Below are 19,895 nucleotides of genomic sequence, written 5' to 3'. Positions count from 1 at the left end.
CAATGTTCCGCCCGACATCCGCTCCCCCGGCAACATCCGCCCCGCTTCGCGCGCTGGCAGGGCCAACGTGACGGAGGAAGCCGGGCGCCCCATGCTCCCCCGGCAACATCCGCCCCGCTTCGCGCGCTGGCAGGGCCGAACGTGACGGGGGAAGCAGGGTAACCGCTCCCGTTTGAGGAGCACACCGCGCGACCTCGCGCTGCGGCATCCCGTGCCGGGAGCCCCGCGCGCGAGCCACCTGTCACAAAGAGCGGCCACGCGGGCCGTTTGCGACAGGCGAACGGGAAAAGCTCGACACGAGGCGCGCCGCGGCATCCGTCCCTTCGCCGGGGAACGAACCGCGCTACTCCTTCGGCCAGTTCTCCGGATTCTTGCGGCTGGGCTGAACGCGGGGCGGCTCGCCCGGCATCTTCGGGAAGTCGGGCGGGAACGGCAGCTCGCCGAGCCCGTCGTCGAGGTCGCGCTGCCACCACTCCAGCAGCACGTCGATGCGCCCCGGCGTCTCGAGCATCCCCTGCCACGGGTCTCCGACCGAGGCCAGCCGCGCCGGCACCGAACGCACCGTGAAGGCCGCGGGGTCGACACGCGCGAGTTCATCCCACGTGATCGGCGTCGAGACGGTCGCGCCCGCGAGCGCCCGCGGGCTGTAGGCCCCCGCCATCGTGCGGTCGCGGTTGGCCTGGTTGAAGTCGATGAAGATGCGCTCGCCGCGCTCTTCCTTCCACCAGTTCGTCGTCACGCGGTCGGGCATCCGGCGCTCGAGCTCCCGTCCGGCGGCGATGACGGCGTGCCGCACGTCGAGGAACTCCCACTCGGGCTCGATGGGGCAGAACACATGGATGCCGCGATTGCCGCTCGTCTTCAGGAACGCCGTCAGCCCCGCCTCGGCGAGCACGTCACGCAGGGCGGGCGCGACCGCGGCGGCATCGGCGAAGTCGGTGCCCGGCTGCGGATCGAGGTCGATCCGCAGCTCGACAGGGTTGTCGGTATTGCTCGTCAGCGACGCCCAGGGGTGGAACACGATCGTGTTCATCTGGGCCGCCCACACGACGGCCGCAGGTTCGGTCAGCACGATCTGCGGATGCCGCCGCCCGCTGTTGTACCGCACGGTCACCGCTTCGACGTAGTCGGGCGTGCCCTTCGGCGGGTTCTTGGAGTAGAACCGCTCCCCCTCCACCGATTCGGGGAACCGTTCGAGCGACACCGGCCGGTTGCCGTTCGCGGCGAGGAACGGACCCGACACCGCCATGAGGTACTCGGCGAGCTCGCGCTTGGTGATCCCGAGCGCCGGCCACAGCACCCGGTCGGGGTTCGACAGGCGCACCTCGCGGTCGCCCGCGGGCCCGGGAACGGTCAGCATCGTGAACGGGCTCGCCATGCAGGCGACGCTACCGCGTCGCGACGGCACCCGTCAGGAGAGGACTCGCCTCAGGGGAGGATCGGGCCGAGGTCTTCGCGTCCGAGCCGGATCCACGGACCGGCGGCGTCGACGAGGATGCCGGCGAGCGCCGCATCGGCGGCGAGCGCGGCCCCCAGCCGGTCGGCCGTGATCGGGGCGGCCCTGTCGCCGCGGCCGATGGCCGCGACCTCGAGCGGGTGCGTGAACACCTGCAGCAGCCGCTCGCCGTTCGCGCGGGCTTCGGCGACGCCGACCTTTCCGTCGGGCGTTTCGTTGACCGCGACCCAGAGCCGTGCTCCGGGCATCGCCGCGACGATCTCGGCGCCGGTGGCGGGCGTGCGCGGGCCCGTGAGCAGGTGCTTCACTAGCGCGTTGGGGTCGGCCTGGTCGAGCATCCGCTCGATGAGTTCCCGCGGGATCACCGCGCGCGCGGGCGCCGACGACGGGTCGATGATGATGCCGGCGTAGGTTCCCGAGACCACGTGACGGAGCACCGTGGCCGCGGGCTGCGCGACAGCGGATGTCTGCTGATCGCCGTCCGACGCGACGCTCGCCTGCAGGGCTGCCCCGCCACTGAAGGCCAGCACGTACTGCTTGTCGCCGACGGTCGCGACGGCGAGCGGAAGCTGGGCGCCCTCCGACAGCAGCTGCCGGGCGTCGCCCTTGATGCGCAGGAACAGCTGGCCCTGCAGGAGCTGACGGGCGACGTGGATGAGGTCGAGCGACTCGGGCTTGTCGGGAAGCGCGCGCAGCGCCTGGATGACCAGGCCGTTGTCGGGAAGGCCCGGAACGGTCTGCGACGGCGCGGGCGCCTCGGCGGGGCCGGGGGTGCGCGCGGCCGAGGCCGGTGTGCCGGCGGCGGTGGCCGGTGCGCTCGCGGAGGAGTCGGCGGCGACCGGTCGCGCAGCCGGCGCCGTGCGCGGCGCGCCATAGGTCGACACCGAGATGTTCACGTGCGGAACCGGCTCCTCGGCCGCAGGAGCAGCGGATGCGGCGTCACCGCCCCCCGCGGAGTCCTCACCCTTTCGCGGGGCGAGCCCGGGGGCATCGGCGACCTCGACATCCGTCTCGGGCGCCTCGGGGTCGGGCGTTCCCGTCTGCGGAGTCGCGTCGTCGCGGTGGTCGTCGGTCTTCTTACGTCGCCCGAAGAGTGCCATCGTGCCAGCCTACGCGGCGGCCCTGCGGGCCGCGCCCGGCTCGGCCTCCGCGACCCGTCACAAAACGTCGCCCGCAGCTACGAAGGGCAGCAGATTCTGACGGGTCGCGGACTCGCCATCACGACCCGTCAGCGCGACCCGTCAGAAAACGCGGCCCACATCGAGACCGAGCAGCAGAATCTGACGGGTCGCGAACTACGCACGGGCGCGGCCTGCGCGCGGCTACAGCTTCGCGATCGGTGCGATCTTCACCAGGAGCTTCTTCATGCCGACCTTCTCGAAGCGCACATGCGCGACACGCTTCGCGCCCTCACCGGTGATGGCGTCGATGCGGCCCTCGCCGAAGTCGTCGTGACGGATGCGGTCTCCCGGCGCGAGCTCCATATCGCCGTTGTCGCGCACCTTCGCCGGGATGCGGTTGGCGAACTTCTCCAGCGACGTCGACTTCGGCACGAGGTCGTCGCCGTACCGTCGGCCCGACCCCGACGCGCCGAAGCCCGACCCCGCGGAGCCGCGCCGCGCATTGAGCGCCCGCGACTGCGTCCCGCCGCGTGAGTTCACGTCGCCCGGCGACTGGCGCCAGTCGAGCAGATCCGACGGGATCTCCTGCAGGAACCGGCTCGGCATCGCCACCGACACCTCGCCGAACTGCGCACGGGTCATCGCCAGGGTCAGGTACAGGCGCTTGCGCGCCCGGGTGACGCCGACGTAGAACAGCCGCCGCTCCTCCTGGGGACCGCCCGGTTCGCCGGCCGAGATCCGGTGCGGGATCAGGTCTTCTTCCACCCCGGTGAGGAACACGGCGTCGTACTCGAGGCCCTTCGCGGTATGCATCGTCATGAGCGACACCGATCCCGAGGCATCTTCCAGGTCATCCGCGTCGGAGACGAGCGCCACCTCGGTGAGGAAGTCGACGATCGTCCCTTCCGGATTGTTGCGCGCGAACTCGCGGGCGACAGCGACGAGCTCGTCGAGGTTCTCCACGCGCGCTTCGTCCTGCGGGTCACGGCTCGCGCGCAACGCGTCGAGGTAGCCGCTCTTCGACAGCAGCAGCTGCAGTCCGTCGGCCACCGCGGTCGGCGGGGGCAGCTCGCCCGATGCGGGAAGCATGAGATCGGACGCTTCGGCGAGAACCGCATCCAGGTGCGCGATCGCCGCCTGGATCTTGGGTCCGACGCCCAGCGCCGAGGCATTGCCGAGCGCGTCGCGGAAGGTGATCTGCTCGTCGGCGGCATAGCGACTGATCGTCTCGATCGTCACGTCGCCGATGCCGCGGCGCGGCCGGTTGATGATGCGGCGCATCGCCATCTCATCGGCGGGGTTGGCCACGGCGACGAGGTAGGCCAGGGCGTCCTTGATCTCGGCGCGCTCGTAGAACTTCGTGCCGCCCATGATCTTGTACGGCACGGCGGCACGGATGAAGATCTCCTCCAGCGCACGCGACTGCGAGTTGGTGCGATAGAAGACCGCCATCTGGTCGTACGGCACGCCGCCCTTGTGCAGCACCTCGATCTCGTCGGCGACGAACTGGGCCTCGTCGTGCTGCGAATAGCCGGTGAACCCGACGATCTTCTCCCCCGCGCCGACGTCGGTCCACAGCCGCTTGTCTTTCCGGTCGAAGTTGTGGCTGATCACCGCGTTCGCCGCCGACAGGATGTTCTGCGTCGACCGGTAGTTCTGCTCGAGGAGCACCACCTTCGCGCCCGGGAAATCGCGCTCGAACTCGCTGATGTTGCGGATGTCCGCTCCGCGGAACGCGTAGATCGACTGGTCGGAGTCGCCGACGACCGTCAGCGACGCGGCTTCTTCGGTCGCCGGCGCGTCGAAGATCATCATTCCGCCCGACGAAGCGATCGGGCCACCGTCGGATCCCGGCGCCCGCGTCAGCTCGTGGATCAGCGCGTACTGCGAGTGGTTGGTGTCCTGGTACTCGTCGACGAGGATGTGCCGGAACCGCCGGCGATACACATCCGCCACCTGCGGGAACGCCCGGAACAGGTACACCGTCTGGGCGATGAGGTCGTCGAAGTCGAATGCGTTCGCGCGCTGCAGCTCTCGCTGGTACGCCGCGAATACGTCGCAGAAGACGCGCTCGGCCGGGTCGTTCATGTTCGCCGACCGGGCGTACGACTCCGCATCGGCGAGCTCGTTCTTGAGCTTGGAGATCTTCCCCTGCACCGCCGACGGGGTCAGTCCGTAGGCATCCGCTTCATGCTCTTTCACCAGTCGCTTGACCAGCGCGCGCGAGTCGCCGGAGTCGTAGATCGTGAACGACTTGGTGAATCCGAACTGCTCGGCTTCACGCCGCAGGATGCGCACGCAGGCCGAGTGGAACGTCGAGATCCACATGCCCTGCGACCGGTCGCCCACGAGCTGGTGCACGCGCTCGCGCATCTCTCCTGCGGCCTTGTTGGTGAACGTGATCGCGAGGATCTGGCTCGGCCACGCCTCTTTGTTGCGCAGCAGCGACGCGATGCGCCGCGTGAGCACGCTGGTCTTTCCCGATCCTGCGCCGGCGACGATGAGGAGCGCCTGCCCGCGGTAGGTCACCGCCTCGCGCTGCTCGGGGTTGAGCCCGGCGAGCAGGTCTTCGTCGACGCGAGCGCCCGAGCCCGGTCGGGGCCCGGGATCGCCGTCGACGATGAGAGGGACGGATGCCGCGGGGCGCGCGGCCGGAGAGACGTCAGTCATTGCCCGTCAAGTCTAGGTCGGGCCCCCGACACCCGCCCCTCCCGCGATCGGCTGCGCGGCGGCATCCGGTCCGGGAAGCAGTTGCCCGAGAAGGTCGTCGATCGTGACCACGCCGAGCAGGCGCTGACCGTCCACGACGATCGCCAGTTGCACGCGCCCACGGCGCATCCGCAGCAGCGTGTCGTACGCCGACGCGGCCGGCTCGACCACGAGCGGCTTCCGCGCGATCGCGGCCACCGGCGTCGTCGGAGTGAGCTTCAGCGTGTCGCGCACATGCGCAACCGCGCAGTCGGTGGTCGACCCCACGAGGATGCGAAGGTGCCCCGACTCCGCGGCCACGCGCTGCAGGTCGGCGACCGCGGCGTCGGCGGGGACGGATGTCGGCGTCCGGTCGACCCGGACGATCTCCCCCACCGTGCGCGTGCTCATGGCGATCGCCTGCGCGATCGGCTCGGAGTACTGCCGCTCGAGCGTGCCCGCCTCGCGCGAGTGCGCGACGAGTTCGCGGATGGTGTCCGCGTCCTGGCCGCCCACCGCCGCCTTCTCGACGGGCTCGACGCCGGACGCCCTGACGAGGCGGTTGGCGATGTGGTTGATCCACAGGAGGAACGGTCGCAGCGGCCAGGTGAGGGCGCGCGCCAGGATGCCGGTGGCTTTGGCCGCAACCTCAGGATGCGCGATCGCCCACGACTTGGGGGCCATCTCACCGACCACGAGGTGCAGGAAGGTCACCAGGATCAGGGCGAGCATGAACGCGATCACGCCCGAGAGCACCGCGGGCAGGCCCCACGCCTCCAAGACGGGGGCGAGCGCGTAGTCGATCGCCGGCTTGGTGATCGCGCCCAGGAGGAACGTGCAGGCGGTGATCCCCAGCTGCGCGAAGGCGAGCATGACCGTCAGCTCGTTCATTCCTCGCAGGGCGGCGCGCGCCGACGCACTGCGGTCGGCCTCCTGCTCCAGCCGGTGGCGGCGGGCGGCGAGCAGGGCGAACTCGACGATGACGAAGAACGCGCTGGCGATGATCAGCAGCGTCGTGATGAGAGCGACGGTCCATCCGTTCATCGGTCCGCCTCCGCCTCCGCGCGGTCATCCGCATCGTGCTCGGCGTCGAGATCCCGCTCGTGGAGATGGACGGTCAGACGCGACGGCACGTGCCGCTCGATCTCGAGCACCTCGATCTCGAGCCAGCGCTGGATGTTCAGCCCCTGCACGGCCTCGCCCGCCCGCTCGGGCAGGTCGACCCGCACGACGGCACCCAGGGGTGGGAGGTCGCCGTGCTCGCTGATCGTCAGTCCCGCGACCGTCTCCGCACCGTCACGCTCCAGATCGTGCCCGATGAGCCGCTCCAGCTCGTCGAGGTGGACGTCGCCCGGCACCGTCCACGACGCGTCGCCGTCGGAGGTCACCTCGTCGACCTCCAGGTCGTGCTCGTCGGAGATCTCCCCCACGACCTCTTCCGTCAGATCCTCCAGGGTGAGGATGCCGTCGAAGTTGCCGTACTCGTCGACGACGCAGGCCATCTCGTTGCGAGTGCGGCGCATCCGCTCGAGCGCGATCGGCAACCGCATGGATGTCGGCAGGACGACCGCCTCGCGCATCACGGTGGACACCGGCGCGGAGGGGTCGTAGTGCCCGCGGAGCAGGTCGATGAGATTGACGATGCCGACCGGGGTGTCCTCGTCGCCGATGACCGGGTAGCGGGTGTGACCGGTCGACATCAGCGAGAGCACCTCGGCGATCGTGGTGTCGGGGGCGATCGAATCGATGTGGGAACGCGGCACCATCGCGTGCTCGACATCGCGCTGCGGGAAGTCCAGGATGCGGTCGATGATGTTCGAGAGGTCGTCGGGCAGGTCGCCGCTCGCGCGGGAGTCCTCGATGATCGCTTCCAGGTCGCGGGCGGTCGCGCTCTCGTCGACGTCTTCGAGCGGTTCGATGCGCAGAAGCCGCAGCAGGGCGTTCGCGGCGAGATCGAAGACCGCGATCAGCCAGCCGAACAGCGTCAGGTAGATGCGCGTGGGGACGGCGAGGGCACGCGCGAGCGGATCGGGGTTCGCGATCGCGAGGTTCTTCGGATACAGCTCGCCGAAGATCATCGTCACGATCGTCGCCAGGAGCAGAGCCCCCGTGGTGCCGATGATCACCGAGACCGTCGGGTCGAGTCCGACGCCGCCGAGCAGCGTGCCGATCGACTGTCCGATGAGCGGCTCGGCGACGTACCCGATGAGCAGGCCGGTGACCGTGATGCCCAGCTGCGCACCCGAGAGCATGAAGGAGGTGCGCTTGGTGATCGAGAGCACCCGCCCCGCCTGCACGTCGCCCTTCTCGGCCTTGGCCGCCATCCGCGAACGATCGACGGACATGTAGGCGAACTCCTGGGCGACGAAGAAGCCGCAGGCGACGATGATCGCCAGTGTGACGATGATGCCCAGCAGCAGGGTCAGTGTCGCCGCCAGCATCCGGATTCACCCCCTCGCGAATGGAGGGGGTACGAAGATCGACCCTCCTGGTCGGTGGAGGTTCGGTGGTGGCGCACGGATTGCTCCCGTGGGTCAGTGGCGGGGATCAATCCACGATACGGGGTCGTCGGCGACCGCCACTCGGCGCCGGCCGTGAATCGACCTACGATCGAGGCATGACCGACTCTGCGCTCGTGCTCGTTGCCAACGCCGGAGACGGCTCGATCAGCGTCTTCCGTCTCGACGGAGAGCGGATGACGCGTCTCGCCGTCACGGAGGGGCTCCCCGCGTGCTCGACCTTCGCCGTCGACGCCGCACACGACCTCGTCTACGCGGGGGTGAAGGGGTCGAAGGAGGGCGAGCCCGCCGGCATCGTCACCCTCGCGCTCGACAGGGAGAGCGGTCGACTGGAGCCGCGCTCGCGGCTCCACCTCCCCGACGGCGGCATGAACTATCTCGCGCTCACGCGCGACGGATCGGGTCTCCTCGGCGCCGCGTACAGCGGGGGGTACGGCATCTCGTGCCGGATCGACGACGGGGTCGTCGGCGAGCCGGTGAGCCGGGTCGAGTTCGCGAACCTGCACGCGGTGCTGCCGAGCGCCGACGGGCGCTTCGCGTACTTCGTCTCACTCGGCGACGACCTCGTCGCGCAGTACGCGCTCGACGACGACCTGGCGCTCGTCCCGCTCGACCCCGAGACCGTGGCGTCGCCCGCCGGCAGCGGCCCCCGTCACCTCGTCGTGAACGCCGCGCAGGATGCGGTGTACGTGTTGACGGAGTTCTCGGGCGAGGTTCTGCACTACGCCCGCGACACGGTCGACGGCACACTGCGTCTCATCGGTGCGGCGACGGCGTTCGACACGACGAAGAACCTCACGCACAGCACGTTCGGCGCCGACCCGATGGCGGGGCACCTCATCTGGGGCGCCGACCTGCACTTTGGAGCCGACGAAGCGTTCCTCTGGGCGACCGAGCGCACCGAGAGCACCCTCGCGGCTGTTGCGGTGGGCGCCGACGGAGGGGTCACGGCACCGAGCCGGTTCTTCGTGACCGAGCCGCAGCCGCGCGGCTTCGCGCTGAGCGCCGACGGTCGCTTCCTCGTCGCCGCGGGCGAGCGCTCGACGACCGTGTCGCTGTACGCGGTCGACGGCGACGCGCTCGACCTCCTCCAGCAGGTGGAGACCGGTCGCGGCGCGAACTGGGTCCGCTTCGCCTGACCCCGCGAGGGTGCACCCCCCACCCGCGAGGGTGCACCCCCCACCCGTCCGGGGTGCGCTCGCCCCCGCCGCGACCTCAGCGAAACATCGCTTCGTACTCCGCGAGGGGCACAACCCCGTCCGCTCCCGCGATCAAGAGCGCGTCCTGAGTCACGATCGCGTCGGCCTGCAGCTTCGCGACGGCGAGGTACTCGGCCGGTCCCGTGTCATCCCAGTTCCGCTCGCGTGCGAGCGCGAACGCCGTCGCCCGCGACACCCGGTCGGCCAGCACCCGCACCTTCTGCGATGCGAGCGCCTCGAGCGTCCGCTTTGCCGCACGGTCATCGAGCCGCCCGGCTCGAACGTCGGCATAGACGTGACGCAGGGCGTCGGACCGCATGATCGCGGGCGCGACGAGGGAGTGCCCGCTCCCGACATCCCTCCCGTCAGCAAGAAGTCGTAACGCTGTCGCCGCATCGATCGCGAATCTCATGCGCCGAGCCTGCCACCGGTCGCCGACGCCCGCGAGGGTGTACGAACGGACGCCGGGCCGCCGCGCTCTCCGCAAGACGCGATGTGTCGACCCCGTTTTCCTGCCGGCGCCTCGCGGCGTAGCGTCATTCGAGGAGCATCCGGATCGCCGGAAGGCCTGGATCCTCGGAAAGAGAGACACGATGCACACACGCACCCTCGGTCACGGACTTCAGGTCTCCGCGATCGGACTCGGATGCATGGGGATGTCGCAGAGCTACGGCCCGAACCCCGGCAGCCGCGACGACATGATCGGCGTCCTCCGCTCGGCGGTCGACCTCGGCGTCACCCTCTTCGACACCGCGGAGGTGTATGGGCCGTACGTCAACGAGGAACTCGTCGGCGAGGCGCTCGCGCCGGTGCGCGAGCAGGTCGTGATCGCCACGAAGTTCGGATGGGACATCCAGGACGGCAAGAGCGTCGGGGTCAACAGCCGACCTGACCACATCCGGCGGGTCGCCGATGCGTCGCTGCGGCGCCTCGGCACCGACGTGATCGACCTCTTCTACCAGCACCGCGTCGACCCCGACGTCCCGATCGAAGACGTCGCCGGCGCCGTCGCCGACCTCGTCGCCGAAGGCAAGGTGCGGCACTTCGGCCTCTCGGAGGCATCGGTCGGGACGATTCGACGTGCGCACGCGGTATACCCCGTCACCGCGCTGCAGAGCGAGTACTCACTGTGGACGCGTGACCCCGAGACCGATGTGCTGCCGGTCGTGGCCGAGCTCGGCATCGGGTTCGTTCCCTTCAGTCCGCTCGGCCGCGGGTACCTCACCGGCACGATGGACGCGTCGACGACGCTGGCCGACGACGACATGCGTCGCGCACTCCCCCGGTTCGAGAAGGAGAACCTCGCGGCCAACCGCGCGCTCATTGACCATGTCGCGAGGCTCGCGGAGACGAAGGGGGCGACGCCGGGGCAGGTCGCGCTGGCGTGGCTGCTCGCGCAGCATCCCTGGATCGTGCCGATCCCCGGTACCCGGCGGATCGAGCGCATCCAGGAGAACATCGCTGCGACGACCGTTGCCTTGTCCGCGGATGAGCGCGACGACCTCGACCGGCTCGCGCAGCGCATCGGGGTTCAGGGCGAGCGCTACAACGCGCAGCACTTCCGCTTCGTCGACCGCTGACCGCGCTTTCCGCCCGCCCCCTCGCGAGGGTGCACTCCCTCCGCGCGAGGGTGCACTCCCTGAGCGCGAGGGTGCACTCCTCTTGTCTGACGGTGCTCCTCTCGACCGCGAGGGTGCGTTCCATCGATGGGGCGCTCTGGCACGAGTGCACCCTCGCGGGGAACGAGTGCACCCCCGCGGGAAACGAGTGCACCCCCGCGGGGAACGAGTGCACCCTCGCGCGACGCGACGCGACGCGACGCGACGGGGCGCGGCGCGGGGGGGGCGCGGCGCGGCGCGGGCGCTATGCGATACGGGTGCCCGGGGGGAGCCGCCGCGACGGCGTGTGCGTCCGCACCGCGGCGCGCCACATCAGCAGCGCCAGGAGCGCCAGCTGCACCCCGAGCCCCACGAACCAGCTCGGCACGGTGCCCGCGACCTGCTCCTCGGCCGTCGGGTACGCCTCACCGGGTTCCAAGGTGGCGTTCTCGCACTCGTCGTAGACCTGCTGCGTCTCCGGCGCGATCTGCGCGGTGCGCACCCCGACCTTGAGCGTCCCGAACGCGTCGACCGGGTAGCCGTCGCGCCACACCGTCGGCGTCGCATCGGCGAGGATCACGAACGGGTTCGCCGACAGCAGCCACCACACGCGGTCGAACCGCGGCACGGTGTAGGTCGAGGTCATCCACTCACCGCACACATAGTCGGGCTCCTCCACCCCGGGCCCGAAACCGAGGTCGACGCACTCCGGCGACGGCGAGGTCGCACCGGGCTCGGCCGTCATGCACTCCTCGGGCACCTGCATCGGCTCCTGGAACACCGGCTGCAGGTACCGTTGCCGCGACTCGATCTCGGTCGGGAAGGCCGTGCCCACGAGCCCGAACGCGATGGGCGTCCCCACGACGAGCGCGGCGACGGTCAGATAGGTCACCGCCACCGAGAAGAGAGGACGAGCGAGGATGCCGCTGAGCGCGACCCCCAGGCCCGCGACGACCGCCACCTCGATGATGAGGATCACCAGCGACACCAGCAGCACGTCGGGCCGCACCTCGCCGAACACGGCGGCGAAGATGAGGAACGGCGCCGACACGACGAGGAACGCGAGCCCCGTGATCCACGCCGCGAGGAACTTGCCGATGATGATGTCGGTCGTCGTCGCGAGCGTCACCTGCACCGGCGCCAGCGTCGCCGCATCGCGGTCGCCGTTGATGGCGTTGCCGCTGAGGGTGGGCGAGACCAGCACCACCAGCAGCAGCACGAAGAACACGATGATCGAGTACGCGGTGCTCCCCGCCTGCTGGAACGCGTCGCGCGGCACCGAAATGAAGGTCAGGGCTGTCACCCCGAGCAGCAGCACCCCGAAGACGCCGAGCAGCACGTACCAGGCGACGCTCCGCACCCGCTGGGTCAGTTCCAGACGGATGATGGTGGCGATGCGTTGAGCGTTCATCGGTCACCCTCCCCCGTGGTCGGGGTATCGTCCACGGCCACCGGCGCCGCCCCTTCCCGCAGGTCGAGCAGGGTCTGCTCGAGCCGGCCGGTCGACGGGGCGAACTCCGCCACCGCGATCCCCGCGCCGACGATCGCCGCGAGCCCCGCCGCAGCGTCGGCGTCGCTCGCGAAGGCGACGAGCGCACCGGCACGGTCGCCCGTGACATCCTTCCTCCCCAGCGCGGTCGCGATCGCTGCCTGCGCTGCGAGCACATCGCCGCCCGCGATCCGCACGCGCCAGTACCGCTGACGCTGCGCCGACGCGGCGACCCGCTCGGCCGAGACCGACTCGCCGGCGATGAGGAACGCCGCGTCGTCGACGAGCTCTTCGAGCTCGGAGAGGATGTGGCTCGAGATCAGGACCGTCCGACCGTCATCGGCGAGTCGGCGCAGGAGCGTCCGAAGGTGCACACGCGATTCGGGGTCGAGGCCCGAGGCCGGCTCGTCGAGCAGCAGCACCCGCGGGTTGTGCACGAGCGCGCGGGCGAGCCCCAGACGCTGCTTCTGTCCGCGCGAGAGCACGCGCGCCGGCGCGGCGGCGAGCGCGCGCAGGTCGAGCAGGTCGATGAGCGCCTCGGCGCGTTGAGCGGCCTCGTTTCGCGGCAGGTCGTACAGGCGCCCGGTCGTGACGAGGGTCTCGCGCACCGTGAGTGAGCCCCATGCGCCGAGCGCATCGGGCATCCACCCGATGACGGCGCAGGCACGCTGCGGCTCGACGACCGGGTCGATGCCGGCGACACGGATCTCACCCGCATCGGGAGCCAGAAGCGATGACAGCATCAGCAGCAGCGTGGTCTTGCCCGACCCGTTGGGCCCGACGAGCCCGGTGACCTTGCCGGGGAGGGCGTGCAGACTCACATCGCGCACGGCGTGGACGTCGCCGAACGACCGGCGGACGTGCGTGGCGACGATCCCGTCCGAGACGGCTCCGCCGGATGCGATCCCCTCCGCGGCGATCCCGGCGCCGCCCCCCGCGGCAGCAGGGTCGGGTGCGGCGCCGTCAGGCATGGTCACGGGCTGGCATCGTCACGGTCAGGCAGGTCACGCGGCTCAGCCTAGGGCGCGGCCCCGACAAACCCGAGGAGCCCCGGATGTACGTTTTCCGGGAATCTCACTCAGGAGGCGCACCGGCGCCCGCGCGTCGTCCCGGGACCGCCAGCGCTCCGCCGACGACGCACAGCACGCCGCCGGCCGTCGCCGCCCACCACGCCGCTGCGACCGGGAACTCCAGCCACACGAACGGAGCAGGGGCGAGACCTCCGAGCGGAGCGAGCGACGTCGCCCACGCTTCCGCAACGGTCTGACCGCCGATGATCCCGATGACCAGCGCGGGCAGCGCAAGCCCCGCACCGATCGCCGCGAGCACGAACCCGGTGGCTGCCCTGGGCCCCACCTGCATCACGAGCGCCCATGCCGCCGCCACGAACACCCAGACGAGCAGCACCGCCGCGACGAGTGCGTAGATCCAGCGCAGCACCGGCTCGGTCCACAGGGCCGACCACGCCGCCGCCGGCCCGCCGATCGCGACCGGGATGAGTGTCCACACGCAGCGCAGCACGACCGCGCCCCCCGCAGCGGCCAGCACCGGCCACGGCGACCGCGCGCCCACGAGCGCCCTCAGCACGAGGACGGCGACGCACCATCCGCTCATCACGATCAGGAGGTGCACCCACGAGAGGAACGAGGTCTGCACCGCCCGCGTGCCGAGCAGCAAGGCTCCCGGAACGAGGATGAGCAGCCACTTGTCCAGCTGCAGCAGGCCGAGTGTCGACTCCCGGGCCCGCCAGGGCCGGGTCGAGCCGAGCCAGCTGGCGCGTGCGGCCGCGGCTCCCGGCCGACGCACGAGCCGCGTACGTGCGGCGAACATGCCGATCACGCCCCAGACGAGGGCGAGAAGAAGGATGCCGCGGGCCAGCCACGCCATGGACGCGTCGCGTCCGGGGTCGGCAGCTGCCGCACCGGTCAGCTGCACCCCGATCGTGGTGTCATCGACCACCGGGCTCTCTCCGGCGGGAAGCACCTGAAGGGTGGTGAGCACGACCGCGGTCACCAACCCGACGGCCAGCACCCCGGCCACGGCGGCCGCGACGCCGGCGAGGATGCCCCGCCGTGTCACCGTCGCCATCCGATAACGCTAACGGATGCCGCGGCCCACCCCCGACCTGTCGCGATCGGCCGCGCTGCGGCATCCTGGAATGAAACAGATGATTCATGCGTTTGCATAGACATCATCCGGCATCGGACTTCAGGAGAGATCATGACCGCCGCCACACAGGGTCTGCACCACGTCACCGCGCTCGCGGGAGACCCGCAGAAGAACATCGACTTCTACATCACCGGGCTGGGGCTTCGACTGGTCAAGAAGACCGTCAACTTCGACGCCCCCGGCACCTACCACCTCTACTACGGAGACGAGGCGGGCCGCCCCGGCAGCCTCATGACCTTCTTCCCGTGGCGCGGCATCGCGCCCGGCCGCATCGGGGCGGGCCAGTCGACTTCGACGGCGTTCTCGGTTCCCGCCGGGTCGCTCGGCTGGTGGGTCGACCACTTCGCATCGGTCGGGTCTGAGGCGAAGATCACCTCGACGAGCTCGAGCGAGGAGCGCCTGCTCGTCCGCGACCCCGACGGGCTGCAGATCGAGCTCGTCGCCACGAACGAGAACGACCCGCGCGACCCGTGGGACTCCAAGAGCGTGCCGGCGGAGTACGCGATCCGCGGGCAGCACTCCAGCGTTCTGACCGTCCGCGACGCCGAGGGAACAGTCGGGCTCATGGTGAACGACCTCGGCATGCGCATCGTCGAGCAGGAGGGCGGGCGCACGCGCCTCGCTGCCGGCCCCGGTGGGCCCGGCGCCCTCGTCGACGTGCACGCCTCCGGTCTCGCGCCCGAGGGTCTGACCGCCGGCGGCACGGTGCACCACATCGCCTTCCGAGTGCCCGACCAGGAGACGCAGCTCGCGTGGCGCAACGACCTCGTCTCACGCGGACACCAGGTGACCGAGATCCTCGACCGGCAGTACTTCACGAGCATCTACTTCCGCGAGCCCGGCGGAGTGCTCTTCGAGATCGCGACCGACACCCCCGGCTTCGACATCGACGAACCCCTGCTCGAACTCGGCCGCTCGCTGAAGCTGCCGCCGTGGCTCGAGCCCTCTCGCGAGGCGATCGAGGCGCGCGTGCAGCCGGTGACGCTGCCGACCGAGAACAACCCCGAGGTCGCCGCGTGAGCGGGGCCGGCACGGCGGTCGACCTCGACGGCTGGCCGCACCTGTTCGAGCCGGGCGACGCCGACGCCCCGGTGCTGCTGACCCTCCACGGCACCGGCGGCAACGAGCGCGAGATCACCGCGCTGGTGTCGCACCTGTGGCCGGGCGCGGGCGTGCTCTCGCCTCGCGGACGGGTGAGCGAGCAGGGGATGACGCGGTGGTTCCGTCGCAGGGGCGAGGGGGTCTTCGACGTCGACGATGTGATCGTGCGGGCGGGTGAGCTCGCCGGGTTCCTCGCCGTCGCGCGGGAGCGGTACGGGCTCGGCGACAGGCGGGTCATCGCGGCCGGATTCTCGAACGGGGCGAACATCGGGCTGGCGACCGCGCTACTGCATCCCGAGACCCTCGACCGGGTCGTGGCGTTCAGCGGGATGTACCCGTTCGCCGACCGCGACCCCGTCGGGGATGCGTCGGCGGTCGAGCTCGTGCTGCTGAACGGCGCCGCGGACCCGATGGCGCCGTCGGCGAGCGTCGACCGCCTGGTCGAGGTGGCGCAGGCGCACGACGCGGCCGTCGAGCGGCACGTCCGCCCCGGCGGCCACGGCCTCGCCCAGAGCGACGTCGACGCGGCGCGGAAGTGGCTGGCGGCGCGCTGACACGCGTCGCCCTCGCCCCCCCCCCCCCCCGCATTCGCGGGAGGGCGCCAAGGAGTAGCGTGAGCGACGACGCGAGGAGGCGCTGGTGGGCAGGCTCATCTACACGACGAATGTCTCCCTCGACGGCTTCATCGAAGATCCACGCGGGGGCTTCGACTTCCTCCCGCCCGGCGACGATGTCTTCGCCGCGCACACGGAGCTGATGCAGTCGATCGGCACGCTCGTCTACGGCCGGCGCCTCTACGAGAAGATGGCGGTCTGGGAGATCGATCCGTCCTTCGCCGCACAGTCACCCGCTCTCGCCGCGTTCGCGGCGGCGTTCACCGACACCGACAAAGTCGTGTATTCATCGGCCCTGGTCGAGACGCCGACGGCGCGCACCCGAATCGAGCGCGACTTCGATGCGGCGGCGATCCGCGAAAGGAAGGATGCCGCTGACCGCGACCTCCTCATCGGCGGCGCCGACCTCGCGGGGCAGGCGCTGCGCGCAGGCCTCGTCGACGAGGTGCAGCTCTACGTCGCGCCGGTCTCGGTCGGCGGAGGGAAGTCGGGCCTGCCCACCGGCATCCGACTCGACCTCGAGCTGCTCGGCGAGCGTCGCTTCGGCAACGGCGTGATGCTGCTGCGCTATCGCCCGCGCCCCGTGTGACCGAGGGGGCGCCCGCTCTCTCCGCCACCGCGCCGCGCCTCCAGCCCGTCGAGGATGAGGTCGAGTCCGAACAGGAACTCCTCCGACGGGTCGTAACCCGCGGCGGCCAACGTCGTGGCGGATTCGCTGAGGTAGGGGAACTGCTCTGCCGGAAGCTGCGGCAGGTAGACGTCGTCGATCGCCTCGGCGAAGTCATCCGGGGTGTCCAGCGACAGTCCCCCCGCCTGCAGCGCGTGACCGTACAGGTAGCTGTCGAGCACCCAGTTGGCGTGCGTGGCCATCGCGACCGAGAAACCGGCCTTCCGCAGGCACGCCGTCACGGCCTCGTGATGACGGAGGTTCGCCGGCCCCGGCGCGGTCCGCGTATCGAGCAACCCGATCGCCCAGCGATGACGAGCGAGCACCCCCCGAGCCGACAGCGCCCGCTCGCGGATCGCTTGCCGCCACTCGACGTCTTCGCGCGGCAACGCGATCTCGTCGAACACGACGTCGACCATCGCGTCGAGCAGCTCCTCCTTGTTCGCGACGTAGTGGTAGAGCGTCATCGCCCCCGCATTCAGAACGGTCGCGAGCCGGCGCATGCTCAGCCCGTGGACACCCTCGGCGTCGGCCAGCCGGATCGCCTCGAGGACCACTCGACCCGTGCTCAGACCCGCGGATGCCGCGGCACCGCCCTCCTCGTCGACTGACACCGCTCTCCCTCCGCCGTCTTGACAACCGTACAGCGTACGGGTCACAGTACAGTGTACGACGTACGGTGTACGACTCACCGCCGTCGCTCACCCACGGGCCGTGGGGCCCGGATCCTCGCAGAGAGAGAAGACACCATGACCACCTCGACCTCACCCCGGCCGCTGCTCGACAGCGCCCCGATGCCCGTCCGCGCGAAGCTCACCGCCGCCTGGACGAGCTTCGTGTTCCTGTACGTCTACGTCGACATCTTGAACTTCTACAAGCCGGGCGTGATCGACGGGATCACCGATGGATTCATCTGGCGCTTCGACATCAGCTCGACACTGCTGACGATCTTCCTGGTATCGGTGTCGATCCCCGCCGTGATGGTGATCCTCTCGATGACCCTGCCGGCCCGCGTCAACCGCACGCTGAACCTCGTCGCCGCCGCGCTCCTCATCCCCTACTCGATCTTCAACGCGGCCGGCTCGACCTGGGAGTGGGCGGCGTTCTACGCCATCTCGATCGGGGTCGAGCTGCTGATCCTGGCGTTCATCCTTCGCACGGCCTGGGCGTGGCCGCGCGGCACGGCCGTGCCGGTAGCGACCCGAGCGCAGTCCTCCCTGATGCGGGACTCCGCGCGCCACTGACCGCGGGGAACACCCGTCCCGGCGGCGCCGCCCTAACTCCTGCAAAATCGGCGCTGAGGAGCGCGAACAGCCCCGCCGGGGCGCCCGCCCACCGATTCTGCAGGAGTTGGGGACACGCCCCGGCTCAGCCGCTCTTGCGCATCCCCCGCACCCCGACCGCGAGCCCCACCGCAGCCAGCAGCAGCGCCGCGAGCCAGCCCCACAGCACGACCGGAGCCGCGAGGTCGCCCGAGAGGAGCGCCCGCTCGGCCTGGACGACCCAGTTGACGGGGTTGACGCTTGCGATCGCGCGCATCCATGCGGGCCCGTCGTCCAGGGGCAGGAGCACGCCGGAGAGGATCAGCAGCGGGAAGATCAGGGTCTGCTGGACCCCCCAGAACAGCCATTCCCGGTCTTTCGTCTTCAGCGCCAGCGCGTACGACAGCGACCCCAGACCGACACCGAACACCGCCAGCAGCCCGAGGCCGACCACGAGCCCCGGCACATTCACCGCGAAGCCGAACGGCAGCGCGATCAACACGATGATGATCGCCTGGATGACGATGGGCGCCACCTCCTTCAGCGCCCGCCCGACGAGCAGCGACCCGCGCGAGATGGGCGCGACGAGGGTTCGCTCGTGCGAGCCTGTCATCATCTCGTACTGCAGGTTCGACCCGGTCGCACCGGTGCCGAAGAGCACGATCATCACCAGCACACCCGGCACGAACCAGCTCAAGGTCTCGCCCACGGGTTCTCCCGACTGCCCGACGAGCAGGGGAGCGAAGAGCCCCAGGAAGACCAGCGGTTGCACGAGGCTGAAGATGAGCGTGAACGGGTCGCGCATCGTCGGACGCAGCTCCCGGGTGAGCACGTTCCAGGTGTCGCGGGCGGGGTTCGGTCGCACCGCGGTGTCGGGGCGATCGGATGCCGGGGACTGGCGTACGGGCGCGCTCATCGCACTGCTCCTTCGGTCTGGGTTTTCGCGGTCTCGGTCTCGGGGACGGCGGCGTCCCCGTCGGTCTCGTCGTCGATCGGGTGCTCGGCGTCGCGGAGCGTCCGCCCCGTGAGGCTGAGGAAGACATCGTCGAGGGTCGGCGGGACGCCGGTCGCGCGCACCACCTCGATGCCCGCGGCGTCGAGCGCGCGCACCGCGCGCGGAAGAAGCGCATCGCCGTCCGGCGCCGTCACCACCAGGTCGACGGCGCCGTCGCGCCGCACCTCGCGCGCGCTCAACGCCGACAGCAGCGGAAGTGCGCGGTCAGCAGCATCCGGTGCAGCGAACCCGAGCGTCAGCACATCTCCGGCCAGCTCGGCCTTCAGCCGCGCGGCGGTGTCATCGGCGATGACGCGGCCCCTGTCCATCACCATGACGCGTTCGGCGTAGCGATCGGCCTCCTCGAGGTAGTGCGTGGTGAGGAAGACGGTCGTGCCGAATCGCCTCCGGAGGTCGAGGATGTGCTGCCACAGGTTCGCCCGGCTCTGCGGGTCGAGTCCCGTCGACGGCTCGTCGAGGAAGATCAGCGGCGGGGCGTGCATGAGTCCCAGCGCGACGTCGAGCCGCCGCTTCTGTCCGCCGCTGAGCTGCTGCACGGTGCGGGTCGCGAACCCCGAGAGATCGAGCGATTCGATGAGCTCGTCTGCCCGAGCGGATGCCGCGGCACGGCCCATCCCGTAGAAGGCACCTTGACTCAGCAGCTCGTCACGGGCGCGCTGGGCGAAGCTGCCGCTGGTGAGCTGACCGACGTACCCGATGCGGGCGCGAACGCCCGCAGGGTCTCGCAGGATGTCATGACCGACGACCCGCGCGGTGCCGGACGTCGGCGGGAGCAGGGTGGTGAGCATGCGCAGGCTCGTGGACTTGCCCGCGCCGTTGGGTCCGAGGAACGCGACGAGCTCGCCGCGCTGCACCTCGAACGTCAGGTCGGTGACCGCCGCCACGGTCTTCTTCTTGACGGTGAAGCGCTTGGTGAGCCCCTGCGCTTCGATGATCGGTTGATTCGCCATGAGTCGAAGGTAGAAGCGCACCCGGACAGATTCTGTCCGCAATTACG

At 70.4% G+C, this 19,895-nt stretch carries 18 protein-coding genes; 6 read left to right on the top strand and 12 right to left on the bottom strand.

Going from position 1 to position 19,895, the window contains the following annotated elements; translation table 11 throughout:
* Positions 1–343 precede the first annotated feature (343 nt).
* The 5 genes from ligD to DT073_RS06195 form a co-directional block, all read right to left on the bottom strand.
* A complete protein-coding gene (gene ligD / locus DT073_RS06215; RefSeq protein ID WP_124292602.1) occupies positions 344–1,378 on the bottom strand; it encodes a non-homologous end-joining DNA ligase in 1,035 nt (344 codons plus the stop codon).
* Positions 1,379–1,428: 50 nt separating this feature from the next.
* Positions 1,429–2,556: an SseB family protein gene (locus DT073_RS06210; protein ID WP_124292601.1), complete on the bottom strand. Its 1,128-nt coding sequence runs from the start codon at positions 2,554–2,556 to the stop codon at positions 1,429–1,431.
* A gap of 222 nt (positions 2,557–2,778) precedes the next feature.
* Positions 2,779–5,247: an ATP-dependent helicase gene (locus DT073_RS06205; RefSeq protein ID WP_124292600.1), complete on the bottom strand. Its 2,469-nt coding sequence runs from the start codon at positions 5,245–5,247 to the stop codon at positions 2,779–2,781.
* A 12-nt stretch (positions 5,248–5,259) separates the two neighbouring features.
* Positions 5,260–6,309, bottom strand: coding sequence for a CNNM domain-containing protein (locus DT073_RS06200; RefSeq protein WP_124292599.1), 1,050 nt, complete (start codon positions 6,307–6,309; stop codon positions 5,260–5,262).
* Positions 6,306–7,706, bottom strand: coding sequence for a hemolysin family protein (locus DT073_RS06195; protein ID WP_124292598.1), 1,401 nt, complete (start codon positions 7,704–7,706; stop codon positions 6,306–6,308). The genes DT073_RS06200 and DT073_RS06195 overlap by 4 nt, the downstream gene beginning before the upstream one ends.
* Positions 7,707–7,882: 176 nt before the next feature.
* Between DT073_RS06195 and DT073_RS06190 the strand changes: the two genes are divergently transcribed.
* Entirely contained in the window at positions 7,883–8,923 is a 1,041-nt protein-coding gene (locus DT073_RS06190) for a lactonase family protein (RefSeq protein ID WP_124292597.1), read from the top strand.
* A gap of 76 nt (positions 8,924–8,999) precedes the next feature.
* Here the strand turns inward: DT073_RS06190 and DT073_RS06185 are convergent, their stop codons facing one another.
* On the bottom strand, positions 9,000–9,395 hold the full coding sequence (locus DT073_RS06185) for a hypothetical protein (RefSeq protein ID WP_124292596.1): 396 nt from the start codon (positions 9,393–9,395) through the stop codon (positions 9,000–9,002).
* Between the two features lie 181 nt (positions 9,396–9,576).
* Here DT073_RS06185 and DT073_RS06180 point away from each other — a divergent pair, with 181 nt between their 5' ends.
* Entirely contained in the window at positions 9,577–10,563 is a 987-nt protein-coding gene (locus DT073_RS06180) for an aldo/keto reductase (RefSeq protein ID WP_124292595.1), read from the top strand.
* Positions 10,564–10,846: 283 nt separating this feature from the next.
* On the opposite strand, the gene DT073_RS06175 is transcribed toward DT073_RS06180, so the two are convergent.
* The 3 genes from DT073_RS06175 to DT073_RS15830 form a co-directional block, all read right to left on the bottom strand.
* Positions 10,847–11,992 (bottom strand): ABC transporter permease, encoded by a 1,146-nt coding sequence (locus DT073_RS06175; protein ID WP_124292594.1) that lies wholly within the window; start codon positions 11,990–11,992, stop codon positions 10,847–10,849.
* Complete coding sequence (locus tag DT073_RS06170) at positions 11,989–13,041, bottom strand: ABC transporter ATP-binding protein (protein ID WP_124294382.1); 1,053 nt, start codon at positions 13,039–13,041, stop codon at positions 11,989–11,991. Before DT073_RS06170 ends, DT073_RS06175 begins: the two co-directional genes overlap by 4 nt.
* A 103-nt stretch (positions 13,042–13,144) precedes the next feature.
* Positions 13,145–14,158 carry a hypothetical protein gene (locus DT073_RS15830; RefSeq protein ID WP_164478154.1) on the bottom strand — a complete coding sequence of 338 codons (1,014 nt, stop codon included), beginning with the start codon at positions 14,156–14,158 and terminating at the stop codon, positions 13,145–13,147.
* Between the two features lie 132 nt (positions 14,159–14,290).
* Between DT073_RS15830 and DT073_RS06150 the strand changes: the two genes are divergently transcribed.
* The 3 genes from DT073_RS06150 to DT073_RS06140 all read left to right on the top strand — a co-directional run bounded on the left by DT073_RS06150 (position 14,291) and on the right by DT073_RS06140 (position 16,543).
* Positions 14,291–15,259, top strand: coding sequence for a ring-cleaving dioxygenase (locus DT073_RS06150; protein ID WP_124292590.1), 969 nt, complete (start codon positions 14,291–14,293; stop codon positions 15,257–15,259).
* Positions 15,256–15,894 carry an alpha/beta hydrolase gene (locus DT073_RS06145; RefSeq protein WP_205783044.1) on the top strand — a complete coding sequence of 213 codons (639 nt, stop codon included), beginning with the start codon at positions 15,256–15,258 and terminating at the stop codon, positions 15,892–15,894. Before DT073_RS06150 ends, DT073_RS06145 begins: the two co-directional genes overlap by 4 nt.
* Before the next feature lie 85 nt (positions 15,895–15,979).
* Entirely contained in the window at positions 15,980–16,543 is a 564-nt protein-coding gene (locus DT073_RS06140; protein WP_124292589.1) for a dihydrofolate reductase family protein, read from the top strand.
* Here the strand turns inward: DT073_RS06140 and DT073_RS06135 are convergent.
* Positions 16,522–17,235: a TetR/AcrR family transcriptional regulator gene (locus tag DT073_RS06135; protein WP_240638787.1), complete on the bottom strand. Its 714-nt coding sequence runs from the start codon at positions 17,233–17,235 to the stop codon at positions 16,522–16,524. The two genes, DT073_RS06140 and DT073_RS06135, sit on opposite strands and share 22 nt — an antisense overlap.
* A gap of 135 nt (positions 17,236–17,370) precedes the next feature.
* On the opposite strand from DT073_RS06135, the gene DT073_RS06130 reads away from it, so the two are divergent.
* Positions 17,371–17,865 carry a DUF6326 family protein gene (locus DT073_RS06130; RefSeq protein ID WP_124292588.1) on the top strand — a complete coding sequence of 165 codons (495 nt, stop codon included), beginning with the start codon at positions 17,371–17,373 and terminating at the stop codon, positions 17,863–17,865.
* Between the two features lie 124 nt (positions 17,866–17,989).
* Here the strand turns inward: DT073_RS06130 and DT073_RS06125 are convergent, their stop codons facing one another.
* Together DT073_RS06125 and DT073_RS06120 are read right to left on the bottom strand one after the other, a co-directional pair.
* Positions 17,990–18,799 (bottom strand): ABC transporter permease, encoded by an 810-nt coding sequence (locus DT073_RS06125; RefSeq protein ID WP_124292587.1) that lies wholly within the window; start codon positions 18,797–18,799, stop codon positions 17,990–17,992.
* Positions 18,796–19,848: an ATP-binding cassette domain-containing protein gene (locus tag DT073_RS06120; protein WP_124292586.1), complete on the bottom strand. Its 1,053-nt coding sequence runs from the start codon at positions 19,846–19,848 to the stop codon at positions 18,796–18,798. Before DT073_RS06120 ends, DT073_RS06125 begins: the two co-directional genes overlap by 4 nt.
* Between the last annotated feature and the right edge of the window lie 47 nt (positions 19,849–19,895).

The sequence above is a fragment of the Microbacterium sp. ABRD28 genome (assembly GCF_003850245.1).
GTDB lineage: Bacteria > Actinomycetota > Actinomycetes > Actinomycetales > Microbacteriaceae > Microbacterium.
Note: the sequence above shows the minus strand (reverse complement) of the source record. Positions and strands in the feature narration are given on the sequence as shown.